The organism is Burkholderia cepacia GG4 (assembly GCF_000292915.1).
GTDB lineage: Bacteria > Pseudomonadota > Gammaproteobacteria > Burkholderiales > Burkholderiaceae > Burkholderia > Burkholderia cepacia_D.
Genome location: NC_018514.1, coordinates 2523645 through 2544002, shown reverse-complemented (window position 1 = coordinate 2544002; position 20358 = coordinate 2523645). Strand labels below are relative to the sequence as shown.

At 67.1% G+C, this 20358-nt stretch carries 18 protein-coding genes; 12 read left to right on the top strand and 6 right to left on the bottom strand.

What is annotated here, in order from left to right; genetic code table 11:
• Positions 1-85 precede the first annotated feature (85 nt).
• From GEM_RS27085 to GEM_RS27075, 3 genes are read right to left on the bottom strand one after another with little or no spacing between them, the layout of a single operon-like run.
• Positions 86-1003, bottom strand: a complete 918-nt coding sequence (locus tag GEM_RS27085) for a dihydrodipicolinate synthase family protein (RefSeq protein ID WP_014900620.1) — start codon at positions 1001-1003, stop codon at positions 86-88.
• Between the two features lie 8 nt (positions 1004-1011).
• The gene (locus tag GEM_RS27080) at positions 1012-2184 is read right to left on the bottom strand and encodes an L-rhamnonate dehydratase (RefSeq protein ID WP_014900619.1); all 1173 of its coding nucleotides are present in this window, start codon (positions 2182-2184) and stop codon (positions 1012-1014) included.
• Positions 2185-2234: 50 nt separating this feature from the next.
• Complete coding sequence (locus GEM_RS27075; RefSeq protein WP_014900618.1) at positions 2235-3281, bottom strand: 4-hydroxythreonine-4-phosphate dehydrogenase PdxA; 1047 nt, start codon at positions 3279-3281, stop codon at positions 2235-2237.
• Between the two features lie 167 nt (positions 3282-3448).
• Here GEM_RS27075 and GEM_RS27070 point away from each other — a divergent pair, with 167 nt between their 5' ends.
• Positions 3449-4396, top strand: a complete 948-nt coding sequence (locus tag GEM_RS27070; RefSeq protein WP_014900617.1) for a LysR family transcriptional regulator — start codon at positions 3449-3451, stop codon at positions 4394-4396.
• Positions 4389-4706, top strand: a complete 318-nt coding sequence (locus GEM_RS27065; RefSeq protein ID WP_014900616.1) for a hypothetical protein — start codon at positions 4389-4391, stop codon at positions 4704-4706. Before GEM_RS27070 ends, GEM_RS27065 begins: the two co-directional genes overlap by 8 nt.
• 50 nt (positions 4707-4756) lie before the next feature.
• On the opposite strand, the gene GEM_RS27060 is transcribed toward GEM_RS27065, so the two are convergent.
• Entirely contained in the window at positions 4757-6034 is a 1278-nt protein-coding gene (locus GEM_RS27060) for an MFS transporter (protein ID WP_014900615.1), read from the bottom strand.
• A gap of 293 nt (positions 6035-6327) precedes the next feature.
• Here GEM_RS27060 and GEM_RS27055 point away from each other — a divergent pair, with 293 nt between their 5' ends.
• Positions 6328-7008, top strand: coding sequence for a hypothetical protein (locus GEM_RS27055; RefSeq protein ID WP_014900614.1), 681 nt, complete (start codon positions 6328-6330; stop codon positions 7006-7008).
• 63 nt (positions 7009-7071) lie between these two features.
• Here the strand turns inward: GEM_RS27055 and GEM_RS27050 are convergent, their stop codons facing one another.
• Together GEM_RS27050 and GEM_RS27045 are read right to left on the bottom strand one after the other, a co-directional pair.
• Positions 7072-8211 carry an ATP-binding protein gene (locus GEM_RS27050; protein ID WP_014900613.1) on the bottom strand — a complete coding sequence of 380 codons (1140 nt, stop codon included), beginning with the start codon at positions 8209-8211 and terminating at the stop codon, positions 7072-7074.
• On the bottom strand, positions 8208-8936 hold the full coding sequence (locus GEM_RS27045; protein WP_014900612.1) for a response regulator: 729 nt from the start codon (positions 8934-8936) through the stop codon (positions 8208-8210). Before GEM_RS27045 ends, GEM_RS27050 begins: the two co-directional genes overlap by 4 nt.
• Before the next feature lie 392 nt (positions 8937-9328).
• Here GEM_RS27045 and GEM_RS27040 point away from each other — a divergent pair, with 392 nt between their 5' ends.
• The 9 genes from GEM_RS27040 (at position 9329) to GEM_RS27000 (ending at position 20331) form a co-directional block, all read left to right on the top strand.
• Positions 9329-10813 carry a flavin monoamine oxidase family protein gene (locus GEM_RS27040; RefSeq protein WP_014900611.1) on the top strand — a complete coding sequence of 495 codons (1485 nt, stop codon included), beginning with the start codon at positions 9329-9331 and terminating at the stop codon, positions 10811-10813.
• 10 nt (positions 10814-10823) lie between these two features.
• Positions 10824-11483, top strand: a complete 660-nt coding sequence (locus tag GEM_RS27035; RefSeq protein ID WP_014900610.1) for a c-type cytochrome — start codon at positions 10824-10826, stop codon at positions 11481-11483.
• 35 nt (positions 11484-11518) lie between these two features.
• Entirely contained in the window at positions 11519-12193 is a 675-nt protein-coding gene (locus tag GEM_RS27030; RefSeq protein ID WP_014900609.1) for a hypothetical protein, read from the top strand.
• 73 nt (positions 12194-12266) lie between these two features.
• Positions 12267-12890, top strand: a complete 624-nt coding sequence (locus GEM_RS27025; protein WP_014900608.1) for a TetR/AcrR family transcriptional regulator — start codon at positions 12267-12269, stop codon at positions 12888-12890.
• A 246-nt stretch (positions 12891-13136) separates the two neighbouring features.
• Positions 13137-13970: a phytanoyl-CoA dioxygenase family protein gene (locus tag GEM_RS27020; protein WP_014900607.1), complete on the top strand. Its 834-nt coding sequence runs from the start codon at positions 13137-13139 to the stop codon at positions 13968-13970.
• Between the two features lie 17 nt (positions 13971-13987).
• A complete protein-coding gene (locus tag GEM_RS27015; protein WP_014900606.1) occupies positions 13988-14401 on the top strand; it encodes a RidA family protein in 414 nt (137 codons plus the stop codon).
• A gap of 215 nt (positions 14402-14616) precedes the next feature.
• Positions 14617-15984 (top strand): DUF1329 domain-containing protein, encoded by a 1368-nt coding sequence (locus GEM_RS27010; RefSeq protein ID WP_041490849.1) that lies wholly within the window; start codon positions 14617-14619, stop codon positions 15982-15984.
• A gap of 78 nt (positions 15985-16062) precedes the next feature.
• Positions 16063-17907 (top strand): DUF1302 domain-containing protein, encoded by a 1845-nt coding sequence (locus GEM_RS27005; RefSeq protein WP_014900604.1) that lies wholly within the window; start codon positions 16063-16065, stop codon positions 17905-17907.
• A 63-nt stretch (positions 17908-17970) separates the two neighbouring features.
• A complete protein-coding gene (locus GEM_RS27000; RefSeq protein ID WP_014900603.1) occupies positions 17971-20331 on the top strand; it encodes an efflux RND transporter permease subunit in 2361 nt (786 codons plus the stop codon).
• Positions 20332-20358 lie beyond the last annotated feature (27 nt).

Below are 20358 nucleotides of genomic sequence, written 5' to 3'. Positions count from 1 at the left end.
GTGAAGGGCGGCGGGGGCCTTCTGTCGGACCGCCGTCACGCCTATGTGCAACGCACGTGCGTTGCGGGGGCAAACCGGTGTCTGGCTAGCGTCCCCAGCGCAGCACGAGCGGATCGAGCCGCCGCGCCGCGTCGAGCAGGCCTGCGCGCACTGGCGGGTGCAGTTCGGGCCATGGCGCGCGCGGCCGGTCGCATGCGATCACGCCGCCTTCCTTCATCAGCGCCTTTGCGGTCAGGAAACCCGACTGGCGGTTCTCGTAGTTGATCAGCGGCAGCCAGCGCGCGTATTGCTCGCAGGCTTCGTCGCGGCGTCCGGCGAAATATGCGTCGGTGATGCGGCGAATCCCGTCCGGATAACCGCCGCCCGTCATCGCGCCGGTCGCGCCGGCGTCGAGATCGGCGAGCAGCGTGATGCCTTCCTCGCCGTCCCACGGCCCTTCGATCGCATCGCCGCCGAGCGCAATCAGCTCGCGCAGCTTCGACGCGGCGCCGGGCGTCTCGATCTTGAAGTACGACACGGCGTCGATCTCGCGCGCGAGCGTCGCGAGCAGCGCGGCGGACAACGTGACGCCGCTTGCGGGCGCGTCCTGGATCATCAGCGGAATGTCGAGGCCGTCGGCGACTTCGCGGAAGAATGCGCGGATCGCCGCTTCGGGCACGCGGAACGTCGCACCGTGGTACGGCGGCATCACCATCACCATCGCGGCGCCGAGCGCCTGCGCGCGGCGGTTGCGTTCGGCGCAGATCCGCGCGCTGAAATGCGACGTCGTGACGATCACCGGCACGCGGCCGGCGACGTGCTCGAGCGTGGTGCGCGTGATCAGGTCGCGTTCGTCGTCGCCGAGCGCGAACTGCTCCGAGTAGTTCGCGTGGATGCAGATGCCTTGCGAACCGGCATCGATCATGAAGTCGAGGCAGCGGCGCTGGCCGTCGAGGTCGAGCGCGCCGTGCGCGTCGAAGATCGTCGGCGCGACCGGAAAGACGCCCTGGTAGCGTGCGTTCATGGCGGGCCTCACTCGACGATGTCGAACTGGTCGAGGAATTCGGTCTTCAGCGTGAGGCCGAGGCCCGGCACGTCGTCGCGCAGCTGCAGGAAGCCGTTCTCGGCCACCGGTTCGCCGTCGAAGATGTAATAGAACAGCTCGTTGCCGACCTCGACGTCGAACATCGGGAAGTACTCGCTCATCGGCGATGCGAGCGTGCTCATCGTCAGGTGATAGTTGTGCATCTGGCCCGCGTGCGGAATCACCGGCACGCTGTACGCCTCGCACAGCGCGTTGATCTTGTGCGCCATCGTGATGCCGCCGACGCGGTTCGTGTCGTACTGGACGACCGACACGGCCTTGCGGTCCAGCAGTTGCTTGAAGCCGTACAGCGAGAACTCGTGCTCGCCGCCGGAGATCGGGATGTTCGTGAGCTGATTCAGTTCCGCGTAGCCGTCGATGTCGTCCGCGATCACCGGCTCCTCGAGCCAGCGCGGCTGGTACTTCTCCAGCTTCGGCAGGATGCGCTTCGCGTACTCGAGGTTCCAGCCCATGTAGCATTCGAGCATCAGGTCGTTGTCGTAGCCGATCACCTCGCGGATCGCCGCGACCGACTTCAGGTTCTCCATCACGCCCTGCTGACCGTGCGCGGGCCCGTAGCCGAAGCGCATCTTGAACGCGCGGAAACCTTCCTTCAGGTACTTTTGCGCTTCCTCCTGCATCGCCTTCAGGTCGGTGCGGTAGAGCTTCGAGTAGTAGCAGGGGATCTTTTCCTTGGTGCGGCCGCCGAGCAGCTTGAACACGGGCTTGCCGACGCTCTTGCCGAGGATGTCCCAGATCGCGATGTCGACCGCCGAGATCGCCGCCATGCCGATCCCCTTGCGGCCCCATGCGTGGGTCGCGCGATACATCCGCTGGTTCAGGTATTCGTAGTCCCACGGGTCCTGGCCGATCACGAGCGGCGCGAGGTACTGGTCGATGATCACCTTCGCGACGTGCGGCGCGAGCGCGACGTTGCCGAGGCCGACGATGCCGTCGTCGGTCTCGACTTCGACGACCGTCCACGCGTGGAAGCGGAACGTGCTCATGGTTTCCTGCGGCGCGTACAGCAGGTCCATCGCGTTCGAGCAGAAGTTGCCCTGCGGCGGGACGGTCTTGCCTTTCCACTGGAATACGCGGGCGCGCACGGAACGGATCTTCATGATGGTGTCTCCAGGATTTGGTGTTGTCGTGTGTAAAGGGCGTGTGAACGTCACGCCGAAACGGTGGGCGTGCGGCGCGCGGCGCCCATCCGGCACGCGATCTGCAGCGCCTGCCAGGTCGCGCCGACGTCGGCTGTGCCGCGGCCCGCGATGTCGTATGCGGTGCCGTGCGCGGGCGTCGTGATCGGCACGGGCAGCCCGCCCTGCACGGTCACGCCGCGCGAGAAGCCGAGCAGCTTGATCGCGATCTGTCCCTGGTCGTGGTACATCGTGACGATTGCCTGGTAGTCGCCGGCCTGCGCCTTCAGGAAGATCGTGTCGGCGGGGAACGGGCCGTGGAACGGCGCGTCGGTCGGCCAGTCGCGCGCCTGCAGCTGGCGCACCGCAGGTTCGATGATGTCGACTTCCTCGCGGCCGCAGCTGCCGCCGTCGCCGCCGTGCGGATTGAACGCGGCGATCGCTACCTTCGGTGCTGCGACGCCGTTCGCGAGCAGCGATCGGTAGATCAGTTCGGAGGCCTGTTCGATTCGCTCGACGCTCAGTTGGGCCGCCGCATCCTTCAGCGGGATGTGCGACGAGATCCGCGCGGTCCACAGCTCGCCGAGCGTGTTGAATTCGCAGAAGTAGCCGGTCACGCCGAGCGCGGCGGCGAAGTGGTGCAGCTCGTCGTCGTGCTTGAGCCCGCCGAGCTTCATCGCGTACTTGTTCAGCGGCGCGAAGCAGATCGCGTCGATGTCGCCGGCGAGCGCGGCGTCGAGGCACTGGTCGAGCACGGTCAGCGTCGAGCGGCCGCCGGCCGCGCCCGCCTGGCCGACGGTGACCTGCGCCGGATCGATCGTGTCGACCGCGACGAACGCGGCGCGCGTGGTGGACGCCCGGCCGCGCACGGCGGCGAGCGACGCGACGGGCTCGACGTCGACCGTCACGCCGGCCACGCGCTGGCCGGCTTCCCACAGCCAGCGATCGCCGATCAGCACGAGATTGGCGCGGGACGTCGCGTCGGGCCGCGCGAGCAGCTTCGCGATCAGTTCGGCGCCGATGCCGGCGGGGTCGCCGAGCGTCAGCGCGACGACGGGCAGGGGGGCGGCGGTCGTCATGCTGCGTCTCCGTGACGGGCCGCGCGGCGGGCGGCGGTCGGTTGCGTGTTCATGCGGTGTCTCCGGTGGCGGCGCGTGGCCGTTGGTGTATGGGGTTCATGCTAGGTAGACGGAATGAGTCGGTAAATTGAAAACTCTTGATGAATCGATAACCTGGAGTAATCAAAATGGGCTCGATCGATCGACGAGACTCGACTCCCCAATTGCTGAACCGGCTGCGGATGCGGCAGATCGCGCTGCTGCTCGCGGTGGATGAATGCTCGACGCTGCGCGCGGCCGCCGGGCAGCTCGGCCTCACGCAGCCCGCCGCGACGAAGATGCTGGCCGAACTGGAGAGCGCGCTCGGCCAACGGCTGTTCGATCGCGTCGGGCGCGGGCTCGTGCTGAACCCGGCCGGCGAGCGCGTGCTCGGCTATTTCCGCGGGATCCGCGGCAGCGTCGAGGCGCTCAATCGCGAGCTCGGCGAGCTGCAGCTCGGCAGCGCGGGGCGGCTCGCGATCGGCAGCATCATGGCGGCGTCGCCGGGGCGGCTCACCGAGGCGCTGGTGCAGTTGAAGGCGCGCTATCCGCTGCTGGCGATCGACATCGCGGTCGATACCAGCGACCGGCTGATGCCGCAGTTGCGCGAAGGCGTGCTCGAGGTGGTGATCGGCCGCCATGTCGGCACCGATTGCGACTTCCGCGTGGTGGACGACGAGGCGCTCGCGATCATCGCGGGCCGCGACCATCCGCTCGCGGGCGCCGGGCCGGTCGAATTCGACGCGCTGCTCGACTACACGTGGATCCTGCAGCCGGCCGGCAGCCCGGCGCGCGAGGTCGTCGAGCGCGAGTTCCATGCGCGTCACCAGCCGATGCCGCGTGGGCTGGTCGAAACGGGTTCGATCCTGACGACGATGAACCTCGTCGACCGGTCGCGGATGCTCGGCGTGATTCCGCTGACGGTCGCGCAGCGCAACGCGGAGCACGGGCTGGTTGCGATCCTCGATTACGAGCTCGACCAGAAGCTGCCGTCGTACGGGAGCCTCGTGCGGCGCGACCGGCCGCTGAGCATTCCCGCGCAGCAGTTTCTCGCGCTGTTTCACCGGGACGGGGCGGGAGGTGACGGCGATGCGTAATGGCGCGGTTTGCCAGCCGAGGCGGCCTAGCCAGCCGCGCCAACCGCGCTGGCCGAGCAGGCCGATCAAGCCGATCAAGCCGATCAAGCCGAGCAGGCCGATCAAGCCGATCAAGCCGATCAAGCCGAGCAGGCCGATCAAGCCGATCAAGCCGAACACGCCGAACACGCCGAACACGCCGAACACGCCGAACACGCCGAACACGCCGAACACGCCGAACACGCCGAACACGCCGAACACGCCGAACACGCCGAACCAGCCAAGCAAGCCAAGCCAAGCCACCACCATCGCGGAACGCGGTGAAGCGTGATGGCGACGCCGGCGAGGCGGCTGCGGCAGGCGAACCCGGAGCGAACGGCTTCAGTGCGCCGACGGCGCGGCCGGCGCCTCGGCGAGCGCCGGCATCGATTCGGACAGCGTGCGATCCGGGCGAATCCGCAGCGCGGCGACGATACCGATCAGCAGCATCGCGACCGACCCGATGAACGGCACCGTCCAGCTGCCGGTGTGGTCGACGAGATAGCCGAACAGGATCGGCGACAGGATCCCCGAGATCGCGGAACCGGCGTTCATCATCCCGCTCGCGATGCCCGTATGTTGCGGCGCGATGTCGCTCGGCACGGCCCAGATCGGTCCGATCGTCAGTTCGAGGCACAGGAACGACCCGGACAGGCACAGCGCGATGCCGGCCGTCGAATGCACGAACGCGAGCGGCACCATGCAGACGAGTGCGCCGGCGAAGCTCGCGACGATCACGCTCTGGCGCGACAGCGCGAGGTTGCCGGTCTTGCGGTAGATGCGATCGCACAGCCAGCCGCCGAGCGTATCGCCGACCACGCCCGCGAAGAACACGCCGGACGCGAACAGCGCGGTCGACTTCAGGTCGAGACCCTTGCCGTTCAGGAAGAAGGTCGGCAGCCACGTGAAGAACAGCCAGGCGGTCCAGCCGTAACAGAAGTACACGAAGATCGTCGGCGCCATCCGGCGCAACAGCGCGGCCCACGGTGTCGGGCCCGACGGCGGCGCGGGCCGGGCGGCGACGGTGCGCGTGTGGCCGTCGTCGTCGCCGAGCGGGTGTTCGCGGAAGCCGACGAACCACCATGCGAGCCACACCAGCGTCACCGCGCCGATCACGAAGAATGCCGCGCGCCACGACAGCCATGTCATCAGCGCGGCGACGATCGGTGGCGTGACCGCGTTGCCGAGCCGCGAGAACGAATGCGTGAAGCCCTGCACGACGCCGCGCCGTTCGCGCGCGAACCAGTGCGTGATCGCGCGGGCCTGCGCGGGCAGCGTCGCGCCTTCGCCGATCCCGAGCAGCAGGCGCGCGGCGAACAGCAGCGCGAGGCTGTGCACGAAACCCGTCATGAACGTCGACGCGACCCAGATCAGCCCGCAGCCGATCAGCGTGATGCGGGCGCCGAAGCGGTCGGCGATCCAGCCGCCGAAGATCTGGCAGATCGCGTACGAATACGCGAACGCGGAGAACGCGATGCCGAGCTCGGTGTTCGACAACCCGAGTTCGGCCTTGATCGCGCCGGCCGCGGTCGCGAGGTTCACGCGGTCGACATAGAGGATGAACGACAGCGCGCACAGCAGCCACAGCGTATGGCGCCGTTGACGGTGATCGGTAGGCATGTGTCTCACTCCATTCTCGTGCGCGGCATTGCAATGACGCCGCGTTCACTGGCCGGGCCAGCATCGCGCGCCGGAGCGAGCATCGTCTAATGAATCTTTTGGATCAGTTGATAACCTGAGGCGTTCGGTTGCGCTGTGTTCGGGCGCCGGATTGGCCGAGGTACGGGTTTTCCACGGGCGGTTGCGGCATGATGCGGGATGGCCGGGCACCGGGCATGCATATCGAAGCCGGTGGTGCGGTGCAGCCATGATGAAGTGACGCAGCGCAATCGCACAGTCGGGAATTGAGGGTCATGGAACAACAACTTTCGCTCCGCCGGGACAGCCGCTTCTGGCAACTGCTGCCGGTGAAATGGTGGATCCAGGGACACGGCCGCGACGGCTATGCGTTCCGGCTGCTGCTGGTTCCGCTGGTCACCGTGTTCGTGCTCGAGTTCGTGTGCGTGATGCTCGGCGCGCTGTTCAGCGCACTCATCGTGAGTGGCGCGATTACGGTGTTCCTCGGGATCGCCGGGTATTACGGCGCGAAGCGCGAATGGCTCGTGCCGTCGGCGCCGGCGCGCGCGCTGGTGAAGGCGCGCACCAAGCAGGCGGCCGAGCGTTTCTCGTCGCTCGGCGCGGGCGCGACGGTGCTCGCGATCTTCGTCAGCGCGACGTCGCTGTCGCTCGTGCTGTCGGGGCAGCCGGTGCTGGACAGCGTGTCGAAGGACACGGTGTCGATCTTCATCGCGCTCGTGTTCCTGCCGGTGTATGTGTCCGGCGCGGTGCGCAAGCTGGCGATCGCACGGGTCGAGGAGCTGGAAGCGCTGCGCCAGGTGAGCGCCGGCACGTGGCTGAAGTTCGACCGGGTGGGCGCGGTGCGCGCGGTCGTCGTGCAGGGGCCGGCGGGGAAATCGACCGTGTCGGTCGCGGAGTACACGCTGCTGGGTTTCGATCCGCCGCTCGAACGCGTGGGGCGCGAGACGCGGGCATGAACAAGGCCGCGTGCGAGCGCGGCCGTTCGGTGTGATGCCCTGGCGGCTGAGCGTCCGGTCAGGTCAGTCGCTCGCGCCTGGAAGGGGCGGCGACGGCGGGGCCGACTGCGCAGCGGATTGCGCCGGAAAGCGGCGCTCGTCCGGCGTCGGCTCGAGGTTGTCGGGCCAAACCACCTCGAACCGCGTGCCGCCGCCGGCCGCCGGCGTGCAGACGGCTTCGCCGCGATGCGCGTGCGCGATCGCCGCGACGACCGCGAGCCCGAGGCCGCTGCCGCCCGGCTGCGTATCGTCGACGCGCCGGAAAGCCTTGAACACGTGCGGCGCGAACTCGGCCGGAATGCCGGGGCCGTCGTCCTCGACGCGCAGGCGGCACATCCCGCCCTCGAGGCGCGTCTCGATCCGGATCGAACCGGGCGCCGCATGGCGGCGCGCATTCTCCAGCAGCGCGAGCAACGCCTGACGGATCCGCACCGGGTCGCAGCGCATCGGCCGCGCGTCGAGATCGAGCACCGGATGCTGGCCGGCGGCCTGCAACGCGTGCGAGAACACGTCGACCACCGCGCGGATGTCCGCCGCGAGATCGGTTTCGCGGATCTCGATGCTGAGGTGGCCGCTATCGGCGAGACTGACCACGCGCAGATCCTCGATCAGCCGCGTCAGCCCTTCCACTTGCGTGAGCAGGCTGCGGAACTGCGCTTCGCTCGGCGTGAACACGCCTTCGGCGAGCCCCTGCAAGCGACCGCGCAGCACGGTGACCGGCGTGCGCAACTCGTGCGCGATCGCGGCGTTCCAGAACGTCTGTTCCTCGGTCACGCGCTGCAGCTCGCTTGCGAGCGCGTTGAAATTGTCGGCCAGCAGCGCCGCTTCGTGCAGCGAACGGTCGCCGGCGACGGCACGCGCGCCGAGATCGCCGCGCGCGACGCGGCGGATGCTGTCGGTCACCGAGTTCAGCGGCACGAGGATGCGGCCCGACAGGTGGATCGCGACGACGACCGACAGCACGAGCCCGACCGCCGTGGTGGCGATCAGCCACACCCACTCCGGTCCGGTCGGGAACCAGTTCGTCTGGTCGAACGACGCGGGCTGGTACAGATACAGCAGGTAGTAGAACCCGTAGGCCGTCAGCACGACCAGCAGCGTCACCGCGAACGCCATCGCGCCCATCGTCAGCGCGATCTGCCGGCTCAGTCCGTCGAGCTTCACTCGCCGCTCCACAGCTTGTAGCCGACTCCGCGCACGCTGACGGGCACGCCGCTCACACCGAGGTCTTCCAGTTTCTTGCGCAGCTTGCTGACGTGGCTGTCCACCGTGCGTTCGAGCGTGTCGCCTTCCGGCAGGCAGGTCGCCATCAGCTCGGCGCGGCTGAACACGCGCCGCGGTGTGCGCGCGAGCTGCGCGAGCAGCTTGAATTCGGTGAGCGTCAGCACGAGCGTGTGCCGCGTGCCGTCGACCTCGACCGTCGCTTCGTGATGCTCGAGATCAATCTCGAAAGGGGCCGCGCGCAGCACGCGCTGTTCTTCCTGGCGCGAGTCGGCCATCGAACGGCGCAGCACGGCCTGCGCGCGCGCGACGACTTCGGCGGGATTGAACGGCTTGACCACGTAGTCGTCGGCGCCGATGCGCAGGCCGGTCAGCTTGTCGATGTCCTGGTCGAGCGCGGTCAGCATGATGACCGGCGTGTTGCCGCGATGGCGAATTTCGGCGAGGACCTTCCAGCCGTCGACGTGCGGCATCTGCACGTCGAGCAGCACGAGGTCGGGCTTCAGCGACAGGTGCAGCTCGAGCGCGCGGCGGCCGTCGGCCGCATGCACGGTGCGCAGGCCGCTGCGCGCGAAATATGCGGTGAGGATCTCGGCGATCTCGGGTTCGTCCTCGGCAATCAGGACGAGCGCCTGGCCGGCGCCGGCAGATGAGGAAATATCGGGCATGGCCGCTTGTTCAGATCCATCGGGGTTCCATCGAATCGCCATACTACCGTACCGCCCATGACGTCGATCGGAGACGGGAAGCGGGGGCGGTCCGGTCCGGCCATGCTGGCTTGCCGACGCCTTTCAGGACGGCCGCCATCGATCGCACGACAGGGGAATACCCTGTCTTTTTTTTCGATCCTGTTTTATGTATCATGACCTATCTTTTGCAACATGTACTAATTAAGCGGGCCGACGAATCCTGATCGTGACGGGGACATTCGGCACGCGGCGAGGCAGGCGTACGAAGCGGCCTCGGCGCGCATTCAGTCGTCGGATTTCGCGCGAACGAAGTTTGCGTGCCGCCGGGCACGTGGTCGTTCGCGCCATTTGCAGGCAGGAACCCAACCATCATGTCCAGCAAGTCATCCTCCAGCGGGGCGGCCGACCCGCAGCGCAGGCAGTGGCTCAAGATCGCCGGCGCGTCCGTCGCGGCCGGCGGCCTGGCGCTCGGCGCGGCACGCGCCAGCGCCGATACGGCGCCGGTCGCCGGCAGCGACGGCGATGTGCTCGACGTCGCGATCGTCGGCGCGGGGCTCGCCGGCCTGACGGCCGCGCGCGACCTGCGCTACGCGGGCTGCGAATCCTTCGTCGTGCTCGAGGCGCGTGATCGCGTCGGCGGCCGCACGCTCAACTTCGACATCGGCGGTGGCCATGTGTCGGAAGTCGGCGGCCAGTGGATCGGCCCGGGCCAGACGGCCGTTGCGGATCTCGCCCGTGAACTGGAAGTCGGTACGTTTCCGAGCTACTACGCGGGCAAGACGGTCATCCTCGGCGGCGACGGCCGCGCCGAGATCGACCTGGAAGGCACGTTCGGTACCGACGAGGCGGTCGCCGCGAAGCTGAGCCGGCTGTCGCGCGACGTGCCGTCGGGCGCGCCGTGGACGTCGCCGAAGGCGGCCGAACTCGACCGGCTGTCGGTCGGCGACTGGCTCGCGCAGCAAGGCATCAAGCCGGAGGACCGGATGGGCTGGAACGCGTCGGTCTCACTGTCGGGCGGCTGTGCGCCGGCGAAGATGGGGCTGCTCCATTTCCTGTCGATGATCAATTCCGCCGATTGCGATTACGCGCAGCTCGACTCGATCAAGCACAGCGCGCAGGAAACACGCTTCGTCGGCGGTTCGCAGATCCTCAGCATCCGGATGGCGCAACAGCTCGGCGGCAAGGTGCGGCTCTCGTCGCCGGTGCGCCGGATCGTCGGCTGGGATCGCGACGTCGTCACGTTGCAGACCGATCGCGGCACGGTGCGCACGCGCAAGGTCGTGATGGCGCTGCATCCGTCGCTGTGCCACCAGGTGCAGTTCGATCCGCCGCTGCCGGACCAGCGCCATGCGCTGCAGCGCGCCTGGCCCGCGCATTCGCCGGCGCGCAAGACGGCGATGGTCTATCGCCGCCCGTTCTGGCGCGACAAGGGGCTGAACGGCCACATCTTCCAGACCGACGGGCCGATCTTCTGGGCTTACGACAACTCGCCGCCGGGCGGCGAGATCGGCGTGATCAACGCGTTCGTGCGCAATGCGCTGGTGCCGTCGGACCCGCAGGCCGCAAAGCAGATGCACATGGACCTCTATGCGCAGGCGTGGGGCGACGACGCGCGTGCGCCGGTGTCATACCACGATCGCGACTGGGGGCTGGCCGACCCGTGGACGATTACGTGTGTGTCGGCGATTCCGCCGGGCTTCTGGACCGCGCATGGCGACGCGCTGCGCGCGCCGTGCGGCAACCTGATCTGGTCGGGCACCGAGACCGCGAACATCTGGGCCGGCTACATGGACGGTGCCGTTCGCTCGGGTCACCAGGCCGCGCTTCAGGCGCTCAATGCACTGCGTCGCGCGTAGGAGACTCGAGATGAAGAAACGCATGCTGCTGCTCGCCGCGCTCGTGGTTGCCGGCGCGCTACTGGCCGTCTACGGCCCCACGCTGTTCGGCTTCTATCGCCTGCAGCGCCATATCGATGCGACGGCGCAGGCCGACGACGCCGACGGCGGCCCGTGGCCGCGCACCACCGACGTGTGCATGGGCTGCCACGGCGTGAAGGGCACGTCGCTGAACGACGCTTATCCGAGCCTCGCCGGCCAGCCGGCGCACTACGTGGCCGCGCAGCTTCGCGCGTTCGCGAGCGGACAGCGCGCGAACCCGACGATGGGTCCGCTCGCGATGACGATGAGCGAAGCCGAGATCGCGCGCGTGGCCGACTACTACGCGAAGCAGGCAGCGCTGGACAACCGCTATTTCAAGCCGGATGCGCGGCTGCGTGCGAAGGGCGAGCAACGGGTGACGGGCGGCGCGTGCGTCGCTTGCCACGGCGCACAGCTGACCGGCCAGGCGCAGTTTCCGCGGCTCGCCGGCCAGGGCTACGGCTACCTGCGCGCACAACTCGACGCATTCGCGAATGGCACCCGCAGCGAGGCCACCGGCACGATGCAGCGCATCGCGCAGGCGATGTCGGCGGACGATCGGGCAGCGGTCGCGACTTATCTCGCGAGCCTCAGCCCCGTCAAGCAGTGAATCAACGGCAGCAATCGACCTCGGGAGTTCGAACCATGGATTACAGATCACTCGTTCTTAGTCTTTCCAGCGCGACGCTTGCGGCGGCGACCGGCGTGTACGGCTTCAAGTTCGTCCGCAAGCGCAACTTCCTGCTCGGCTTCGAGTGGTGGATCGTGACCATCTCCGCGTCCAATGCAGTGATCTTCTTCGCGACCGAATCGCCGGTCTCATACGTCATTTCGCACTTTCTCGATGCGTTCTCGCGCGGATTCGGGATGCCGGTGATCGCGGTTGCCGGCCTGATGGCCATCACGCACGGCTACCGGCCCTCGTTGCGGCAGGACGTGACGCTGTTCGTGCTCGCGACGCTCGGGACGATCGCGCTCGTGGCTGGCGCGTTGCAGCACGCGTTGCCGTACTTCTACGTGACGATGTGGACGCTGATGTCGATCTACCTCGCCGGTTTCGTGTTGCGGCTCGTGCGTGCCGGCCACGTGTTCCATGCGCTGACGACGACGATCGCGCTCGTTGCTTCGCAGGCGATCGCGTGCATCTACGACTTCTACAAGATCCCGGGCGAGGAAACCAACGTCGTGTTCAATTTCTACGTACTGGCGCTGCTGACCTGGTCGTACCTGACCGTCACGCTCTATTACGCGTATTGTGCGCTGGAACGCGATGCCGGACGCAGCAAGGTGAATGCGAACGTATTGTCATATCCGAAGTGAGTAGTTCTACTGAAGAAATGGTGACGATTCGCACCGTGTACCGGTCCGGCCGTGGCGATCGAGGAGAGCGCGGATGGACGCGGTCCGCCTGACCCGCGTGCAGCGGCGCGATGCGACGCGCGAACGCCTGCTCGGTGCCGCGTGCGCGATTTTCGCGGAGAAGGGCTACGCGGCCGCGAGCGTCGAGGATATCGCGGCGGCGGCCGGGTATACGCGCGGGGCGTTCTATTCGAACTTCCGCAGCAAGACGGAGATGCTGTTCGAACTGCTGCGGCGCGATCACGACGATGCTGCGACGGCGCTGCAACGAATCGTCGGCATGCCGCCCGGTTCGGCCGAGGACGCACAGCGCGCGCTGCTCGCGTACTGGCGGCGAGGTGCCGCGCGGCATGCGTCGCGGCTGATGTGGCTGGAAGCGCAGTTGCAGGCGGCGCGCGACCCGCGGTTCCGCGCGCAGTTCGGCCCGTTCCTGCGCGAGCGGCAGGCGCTCGCGACCGCGTGCATCGACACGTTCGCGGCGCGCGCCGGCGTGTCGCTGCCGTTGCCCGCGCACGTGCTGGCGCTCGGCCTGACCGCGCTGAGCGACGGCGTGCAGTCGTGCTGCGCGGCCGACGCGCGCAGCACCGCCGACACGCTGGCCGATGCGGTGCTGGTCGGCTTCCTCACGCATACGGTGTTCGACCGCGTGCGCGGATGACGTAACGGCGAAGCCGTGGCCGGGCTTCGTCGCGAGATTGTATGAAGGCTGAAAGCGGGTTGTCATGGCGGGCCGGCAAACCGCTGCGATGCAGATTCGAACCGGCAGACGAAACAGGGAATACCCCGTCTTTTTCTTTTCTCTATTTTTGTCATTATGACCTAACATTGTCACCATGTTCTACTGAAGGCGTCGGCAGTGAGCGATCGCAGGCCGGCAGTGGTTGGACGAATCAGGAGATCTACGATGGATGCACTTACGCGCAAGGCTTTCTTCGAGGACGGCGCGGTTCTCGTCGAAGGCGCACTCGACGAAGCCCAGCTCGCGCAATGCCGCGCGGTGTTCGACTGGGGGATGGAGAACCCGGGTCCGATGGCGTCGGCGCTGCTCGACGGCACCGAATACCAGTCGCACAACGACAACGCGAACCCGTACGCGAAGGCACGGCTCGACGAACTCGTCGACACGCTGCCGTTCGGCAAGCTGTTCGCCGATCTGTGGGGGTCGAAGCACGTGTGGTACTTCGCCGAGGAGCTGTTCATGAAGGCCGGCGGCAAGAGCGCGCGCTCGCCGTGGCACCAGGACACGTCGTACCTGCCGTGGCAAGGCATGCACTTCGGCAATGCGTGGATCAGCTTCGAGCACGTGCCGAAGCGCAACGCGCTGGAGATCGTGCGCGGCTCGCATCACGGCGTGCGCCACGACGGCACCACGTTCCAGAACGCCGAGGATCCGACCGACCCGCTGCACGGTGGCGACGTGTGGCCGCGTCTGCCGAACATCGAAGCGGAGCGCCGCGCGGCGCCCGACGCGTACGACATCGTGTCGTGGGAAACGAAGCCGGGCGACGTGCTGCTGCTCCATCCGGGCGTGCTGCACGGCGGCGGCGCGGTCGACGCGGCGTTCCCCGACCGCCACACGCTCGTGCTGCGCTTCTTCGGCGACGACGCGGTGTTCAGCCCGCTGCCCGATGAAAGCCGCTCGGGATTCACGCCGGCCGGCGTGCTGTTCGTCGAGGAACTCGCCGCGCTGAAGGCCGGCGACCCGTTCCGTGCACCGTGTTTCCGTCAACTCGTTTGAACCAGGAGTTTTTCGTTATGTCAGCCACCCCCAAGCGGCAATCGATCGTTCCGCCTCCGTTCCAGCCGTGGTACGACGCGTACCACTTCTCACCGGCCACCCGCGTCGGCGACACGATCTGGGTGTCGGGCCAGGTCGGGCTCGACGCGCAGATGCAGCCGGCCGACGGCGTCGAGGCGCAGGCGCGGATCGCGTTCGAAAGCGTGAAGATGATCCTCGAGGCGGCTGGCGCGAGCCTCGCCGACGTCGTCGAACTGACGACCTTCCACACGGATCTTCAGCAGGAAACCCAGGGTTTCGCGGCGGTCAAGGACGTGTATTTCCCGAACCGCTACCCGTCGTGGACGGCGGTCGGCGTCTCGCAACTGGCGCTGCCGGGGCTGTGCGTCGAGGTGCGCGCGGTCGCGGTGGCCGGGTCGGGCAAGGACTGATCCGGGCGGCGGCACGTCATTCCGTTCCGGCGAGCGTTCTTCATGTATCGCAGTCCTGAAGGAATGACGAAAAAGTATCGAAACAGGCAGGCGGCCGGTCGTCATCTCGGGCGGCCGCCATCAGGGAGCGACGCGATCGTCGGACGACGAAAGCGGACGGAGTGAATGCGTGTTGCCCATGATGGGCGAGCGCACGTGCAGTGGGAAGGAGAACCATGATGAGCAAGCATCGATTCTGGGCCGTGTCCGCACTTGCGGGCGCTGCATGTCTCGCGATCGGCACGGCGGTCGCGGCGGACGACCTGACGCCGGCCGGCGCCGATCGCGCGGCGAGCAAGGACGGCTCGGTGCCGGCCTACGCCGGCAAGCAATCGCCCGACGCGGGCTGGGAATGGGGCAAGGTGCGCGCCGATTTCTGGAAGCACCGCAACGAGAAGCCGCTGTATTCGATCGATGCGGCGAACGTCGACAAGTACGCGGACAAGCTGTCGCCCGGGCAGGTCGCGCTGATCAAGCAGAAGAAGGGCTACCGGATGGACGTCTATCCGGCGCATCGCGAATGCCAGCTGCCGGATGCCGTCGAGCAGAACTCGAAGGCGAACCTGACGGCCGCGAAGCTCGGCGCGGCCGGCGACACGCTCGCCTCGGCCGTGCTGCCGGGCGTGCCGTTCCCGCAACCGAAGAGCGGTATCGAGGCGATCCTCAACTACGAGATGCGCTATCGCGGCGAAGGCGTCGACTGGGCGCAGATGGCGACGACCGTGTCGCCGCGTCCGGGCGGCAGCGAATGGATCGATGCGGTCGGCCCACAGACCTACTACTTCCCGTCCGGCAAGCTCGGCAAGCGTTCTCCGCAGGACGTCGACCAGTTGAGCGCGGCCGTGTACTTCCAGATGAATTCGCCCGCCGCGCTGGCCGGCCAGGCGTTCGTGCAGCGCCAGTACTTCGACAAGGCATCGGAGACGTACTACTACTTTCCCGGCCAGCGCCGCGTGCGGCGCATGCCGGCCTATACGCACGACGCGCCGCTGATCGGCTTCGAGAACCAGTACCTGATCGACGAAGGCAACATGGTCAACGGCTCGCTCGACCGCTTCAACTGGAAGCTGGTCGGCAAGAAGGAAATGATCGTGCCGTACAACGCGTTCGGCATGTACAAGTTCAAGAGCAAGCTGCACGACGTCGCGACGCCGGACGGCATCGCGCCCACGAGCCGGCGTTACGAGGCGCACCGCGTGTGGGTGGTCGAGGCGACGCTGAAGCCGAGCGCGCGGCACGTCGCGTCGAAGAAGACCTTCTATCTCGACGAGGACAGCTGGCTCGCGCTGGTCGGCGAGGACTACGACGCGCAAGGCAAGCTGTGGAAGGTGCGGGAGAGCTATCCGATCCCCGTGTGGGAGCTCGGCGGTACCTGCGACAACGAGCCGCTCGCGCAGTACGACATGAACAACGGCCGCTACGTGCTCGACGCAACGTCGATCGGGCAGGGCAAGGACGTCCGCTGGCTCGAGCAGGCCGACGACCCGCGCTTCAAGCAGGATTTCTACACGGCGGAATCGCTGCGCTCGGTGAGCGAACGTTGACGGCCATCGGCTGACGCACAAGGGGACCGGCGCGCGCAACGACCGCGCGCCGGCGTTGGACAGGGGAGGGGACGGATCATGGAATCGGCAAGGTTGATCAGGAATACTACGGTATCGATCGCGCTCGCGGGTGTCGCGACGTCGAGCGCATACGCTTACGACTTCACGACGGGCATCAACGACCTGCAGGGTTCGTGGGTGACGAACCTGACGGCGGGCGCGGGGATCCGGACCAAGAGCCCGAGCTGCTCGCTGACCGGCGACCCGAACGCATACGGCTGCGGCGCGGCCGCGAATACCAATCAATGGGGCTATGCGGACAACGGCGACCTGAACTACCGCAAGGGCCAGCCGTTCAGCACCTACATCAGCGCGACCAGCGAACTGCTGCTGAAGATGCCGAGCGAAGGGCTGAAGTTCATGGTACGCGGCACCGGCATGTACGATTTCCTCGCCGGGAATACGGCGAGAACGCCGCTGTCGAGCACCGCTTCCGCGCAGGTGGTCTACAACGCGCAGCTGCTCGACCTGTGGGCGCAAAAGGATTTCACGATCGCTGGACGCAACGCGCACGTGCGGCTCGGCAACCAAGTGATCAACTGGGGCGAGAGCATGTTCGCGCAGAGCGGGATCAACGCGACCAACTCGCTCGACGTGCAGAAGCTGCTGATTCCCGGCTCGCAGCTCAAGCAGGCGCTGCTGCCCGCGCCGATGGTGAGCTTTGCCGCCGACCTGTCGCACGGGTTCAGCACCGAGGGCTATTACCAGTTCCAGTGGAACGGCAACCGCTACCCGCCGGTCGGCTCGTACTGGTCGGTGACGAACGGCTTCGGCCGCGGCGCCGAACCGTTCACGCTCAACACGACTAACCTGAACGTGGCTGGCCCGAGCGCGGGCACGATCGCGAACGCGATCGGCGGCGGGGCGGCCGCGGGCAACCAGGGCACGCTGGATGCGATCAAGAACGGGCTCGTGAACGGCGCCTACGCGGGGCCGCCGTTCAACAGCATCGGCCTGCCGTCGGTCACGAACCTGCCGGCGAAGTACCGGCCGCAGTTCGGCGTGAAGTTCAACTATTCGCCGCGCTCGTTCGACGCGAACTTCGCGTTCTACTACCTGAACTACACGGACAAGTCGCCGGTGCTCGCGTCGCTCGCGAACGGCACCGAACAATGGTCGTATCTCGGCCGGCGCCAGTTGTTCGGCGTCAGCGCGAACTTCGGGCTGGGGCCATGGGCGATCGGCACCGAACTGTCGTACCGGCCGCGCGACGCGGTCGCGCTGTCGAGCTGCTACGGTGCGGGCGGCCCGCTCGACCTGAACACGAACGGTGTGGCGGGCATCAATTGCCAGCAATGGGTCGACAAGAAGAAGTTCCAGTACGACCTGAACGGGCTGCTGGCGCTCACGCGCAGCGAGTATCCGTTCCTGAAATGGCTCGGCGCCGATTCGGCCGCACTCACGTGGGAACTCACGTGGATCTACTACCCGGGGCTGAGCTCGAGCGGCGTCACGCGCACGATCGACGGGCAGACCGTCACGCAGGTGCCGCAGACCGGCTACCTGCCCTGGTTGAACAACGGCTCGGGGCTCGGCTATCCGATCGGGATGGGCCAGGGCACCGCGAGCTCGGTCGGCGCGACGATCGACTTCAACTGGACCTATGACGGCACGCTGATCCCGGGCTGGCAGGTCACGCCGGGCGTGACGTTCTCGGACGGCCTGTACGGCTACACGCCGACCTTCACCGCGAACTACCTGCAGGGCGCGAAGTCGGTGAACGTCTACGTGCTGTTCAACCAGAACCCGCCGAACTGGCAGGCCGGCATCAACTTTACCGCGTTCTTCGGCGGCCACAACACGGTGGGCCAGCCGTATGCGGACCGGAATTTCGTCGGGCTGTTCGTCACCCGGAATTTCTGACGGGTGATGCGCTTACGGGCGGCGCGCGCCGAGCGCCGCTGCCATTCATGAAGGGGTAATGTCGTGCTCAATCGTCTGGTCAGCCGCCTCGAGAGGCTCTTCTTCGGTCATCGCGCACTCGTGCTCGCGGCGATCGCGTTGTTCACCGTCGCGATGGCCGTGTGCGCCGTACAGCTGCGCATGGATGCCGGCTTCGAAAAGCAGATGCCGATCGGGCACGAGTACATCCGCACGTTCCAGCAATATCGCAACGACCTGCTCGGCGCGAACCGGATCACGGTGGTGGTGCGGGCGAAGCACGGGTCGATCTGGTCGAAGGAAGGGCTCACGCGGCTGTACAACGTCACGCAGGCCGTCACGTATCTGCCGAACGTCGACCGCATCGGCGTGCGCTCGCTGTGGACGCCGAACGCGTTCGTCAACGAAGTGACCGACGAAGGCTTTCGCGCGGAGCCGATCATTTCCGGCACGATCACCCCCGACCAGCTGACACCGGATATCGTCGCCCGCGTGCGCCGTGCAACGACGCTCGGCGGCTATGTCGGCACGCTCGTGTCGCATAACGAAGACAGCGCGATGATCACGGCCGAGCTGAACGAGCGCGACAGCGCCGGCAAGGTGCTCGACTACGTCGCGTTCAACCACCTGCTCGAACAGAAGATCCGCAAGCCGTTCGAGGACGCCGGCTACGAGATCCAGGTCATCGGCTTCGCGAAGCAGATCGGCGACATCGCCGACGGCGCGACGGCCGTGCTCGGCTTCTGCGCGGTCGCGCTGCTGCTGACCACGATCGCCGTGTACTGGTATTGCCATTCGGTGCGCTTCACGGTGCTGCTGATCGCGTGTTCGCTGACGTCACTCGTATGGCAGTTCGGCACGCTGACGCTGCTCGGCTTCGGCCTCGATCCGCTCGCGGTGCTGGTGCCGTTCCTCGTGTTCGCGATCGGCGTGTCGCACGGCGTGCAGCAGGTGAACTTCATCGTGCGGGAGATCGCGCACGGGCAGAGCTCGTACGACGCCGCACGCCACAGTTTCCGCGGGCTGTTGATCCCCGGTGTGCTCGCGCTGATCACCGCGTTCGTGTCGTTCATCACGCTGCTGCTGATTCCGATCCCGATGGTGCGCGAGCTGGCGATCACCGCGTCGCTCGGCGTCGCGTACAAGATCGTCACGAACCTGATCCTGCTGCCGGTGGCCGCCTCCTGCTTCAAATTCACGAAAGCCTATGCGGACAACTCGCTGAAGCGCGCGCAGCAGCGCGCGAAGCCGCTGCGCGTGCTCGCGCGGGTGGCCGAGCCGAAGTACGCGGGGCTCACCGTGGCGCTGACGGTCGCGATCTTCGCGCTCGCCGCATGGCAAAGCCGCGATCGCGTGATCGGCACGCTGCAGCCGGGCGCGCCGGAGCTGCGCGCCGATGCGCGCTTCAACCGCGATGCGACGTCGATCGCCGGCAACTACGACATGGGCCTCGACTGGCTCACGGTCGCGCTCGAATCGAGCGGCAAGGCCTGCGACAACCCGGCGGTCGGCCTGTACCAGGACGACTTCTCGGCCGCGATGCGCACCGAGCCGGGCGTGGTGTCGGTGCAGTCGTATTCGTCGATGCTGCGCACCTACAACCAGGGCTACAACGAGGATTACCCGAAGATGAACGTCGTGCCGATCGATGCCGAAAACTACGGCGCGGTGTCGGTGGACGTGTCGCGCGTGAAGGGTTTCATGAGCCGCGATTGCAGGATGACGGCCGTACACCTGTTCCTGACCGACCACAAGGCGACCACGATCAACCGGATCCTCGACGACGTGAAGCAATACCGCGCGGCGCATCCGTTCCCGGGCATCACGGTCCGGCTCGCGGCCGGCAACGCGGGCGTGCTGGCCGCCACGAACGACGAGGTCGCGAAGAGCGAGCTGCCGATGATGCTCTACGTGTACGCGGCGATCCTGATCCTCGTATTCCTCGCGTATCGCGACTGGCGCGCGATGCTCGCATGCTGCGTGCCGCTGTCGGTTGCGACCTTCATCGGCTACGGGTTCATGAAGGCGCTGCAGATCGGCCTGACCGTCGCAACGTTGCCGGTTATGGTGCTGGCGGTCGGGATCGGCGTCGACTACGCGTTCTATATCTACAACCGGCTGCAGGTGCATCTCGCGGGCGGACAGGACATCGTGACGGCCGTGCAGCACGCGATGCTCGAAGTGGGCGTCGCGACGATCTTCACAGCGATCACGCTGGCGATCGGCGTCGCGACGTGGAGCTTCTCCGCACTCAAGTTCCAGGCCGACATGGGCAAGCTGCTCGCGTTCATGTTCATCGTGAACCTCGTGATGGCGATGACCGCGCTGCCCGCGCTCGCGTCGCTGCTCGAACGCTGGTTCCCGCGCCGCAAGCCTGCTCGTGCCCCGGGCCTGTTCAGCCATTGAAGCTGACGAACATCCTGACGGAGATTC

What these genes read in the sequence shown, in the direction of transcription:
- GEM_RS27085 (WP_014900620.1), bottom strand. Translation starts at nt 1,003, where the DNA reads ATGAACGCACGCTACCAGGGCGTCTTTCCGGTCGCGCCGACGATCTTC.
- GEM_RS27080 (WP_014900619.1), bottom strand. Translation starts at nt 2,184, where the DNA reads ATGAAGATCCGTTCCGTGCGCGCCCGCGTATTCCAGTGGAAAGGCAAG.
- GEM_RS27075 (WP_014900618.1), bottom strand. Translation starts at nt 3,281, where the DNA reads ATGACGACCGCCGCCCCCCTGCCCGTCGTCGCGCTGACGCTCGGCGAC.
- GEM_RS27070 (WP_014900617.1), top strand. Translation starts at nt 3,449, where the DNA reads ATGGGCTCGATCGATCGACGAGACTCGACTCCCCAATTGCTGAACCGG.
- GEM_RS27065 (WP_014900616.1), top strand. Translation starts at nt 4,389, where the DNA reads ATGCGTAATGGCGCGGTTTGCCAGCCGAGGCGGCCTAGCCAGCCGCGC.
- GEM_RS27060 (WP_014900615.1), bottom strand. Translation starts at nt 6,034, where the DNA reads ATGCCTACCGATCACCGTCAACGGCGCCATACGCTGTGGCTGCTGTGC.
- GEM_RS27055 (WP_014900614.1), top strand. Translation starts at nt 6,328, where the DNA reads ATGGAACAACAACTTTCGCTCCGCCGGGACAGCCGCTTCTGGCAACTG.
- GEM_RS27045 (WP_014900612.1), bottom strand. Translation starts at nt 8,936, where the DNA reads ATGCCCGATATTTCCTCATCTGCCGGCGCCGGCCAGGCGCTCGTCCTG.
- GEM_RS27040 (WP_014900611.1), top strand. Translation starts at nt 9,329, where the DNA reads ATGTCCAGCAAGTCATCCTCCAGCGGGGCGGCCGACCCGCAGCGCAGG.
- GEM_RS27035 (WP_014900610.1), top strand. Translation starts at nt 10,824, where the DNA reads ATGAAGAAACGCATGCTGCTGCTCGCCGCGCTCGTGGTTGCCGGCGCG.
- GEM_RS27030 (WP_014900609.1), top strand. Translation starts at nt 11,519, where the DNA reads ATGGATTACAGATCACTCGTTCTTAGTCTTTCCAGCGCGACGCTTGCG.
- GEM_RS27025 (WP_014900608.1), top strand. Translation starts at nt 12,267, where the DNA reads ATGGACGCGGTCCGCCTGACCCGCGTGCAGCGGCGCGATGCGACGCGC.
- GEM_RS27020 (WP_014900607.1), top strand. Translation starts at nt 13,137, where the DNA reads ATGGATGCACTTACGCGCAAGGCTTTCTTCGAGGACGGCGCGGTTCTC.
- GEM_RS27015 (WP_014900606.1), top strand. Translation starts at nt 13,988, where the DNA reads ATGTCAGCCACCCCCAAGCGGCAATCGATCGTTCCGCCTCCGTTCCAG.
- GEM_RS27010 (WP_041490849.1), top strand. Translation starts at nt 14,617, where the DNA reads ATGATGAGCAAGCATCGATTCTGGGCCGTGTCCGCACTTGCGGGCGCT.
- GEM_RS27005 (WP_014900604.1), top strand. Translation starts at nt 16,063, where the DNA reads ATGGAATCGGCAAGGTTGATCAGGAATACTACGGTATCGATCGCGCTC.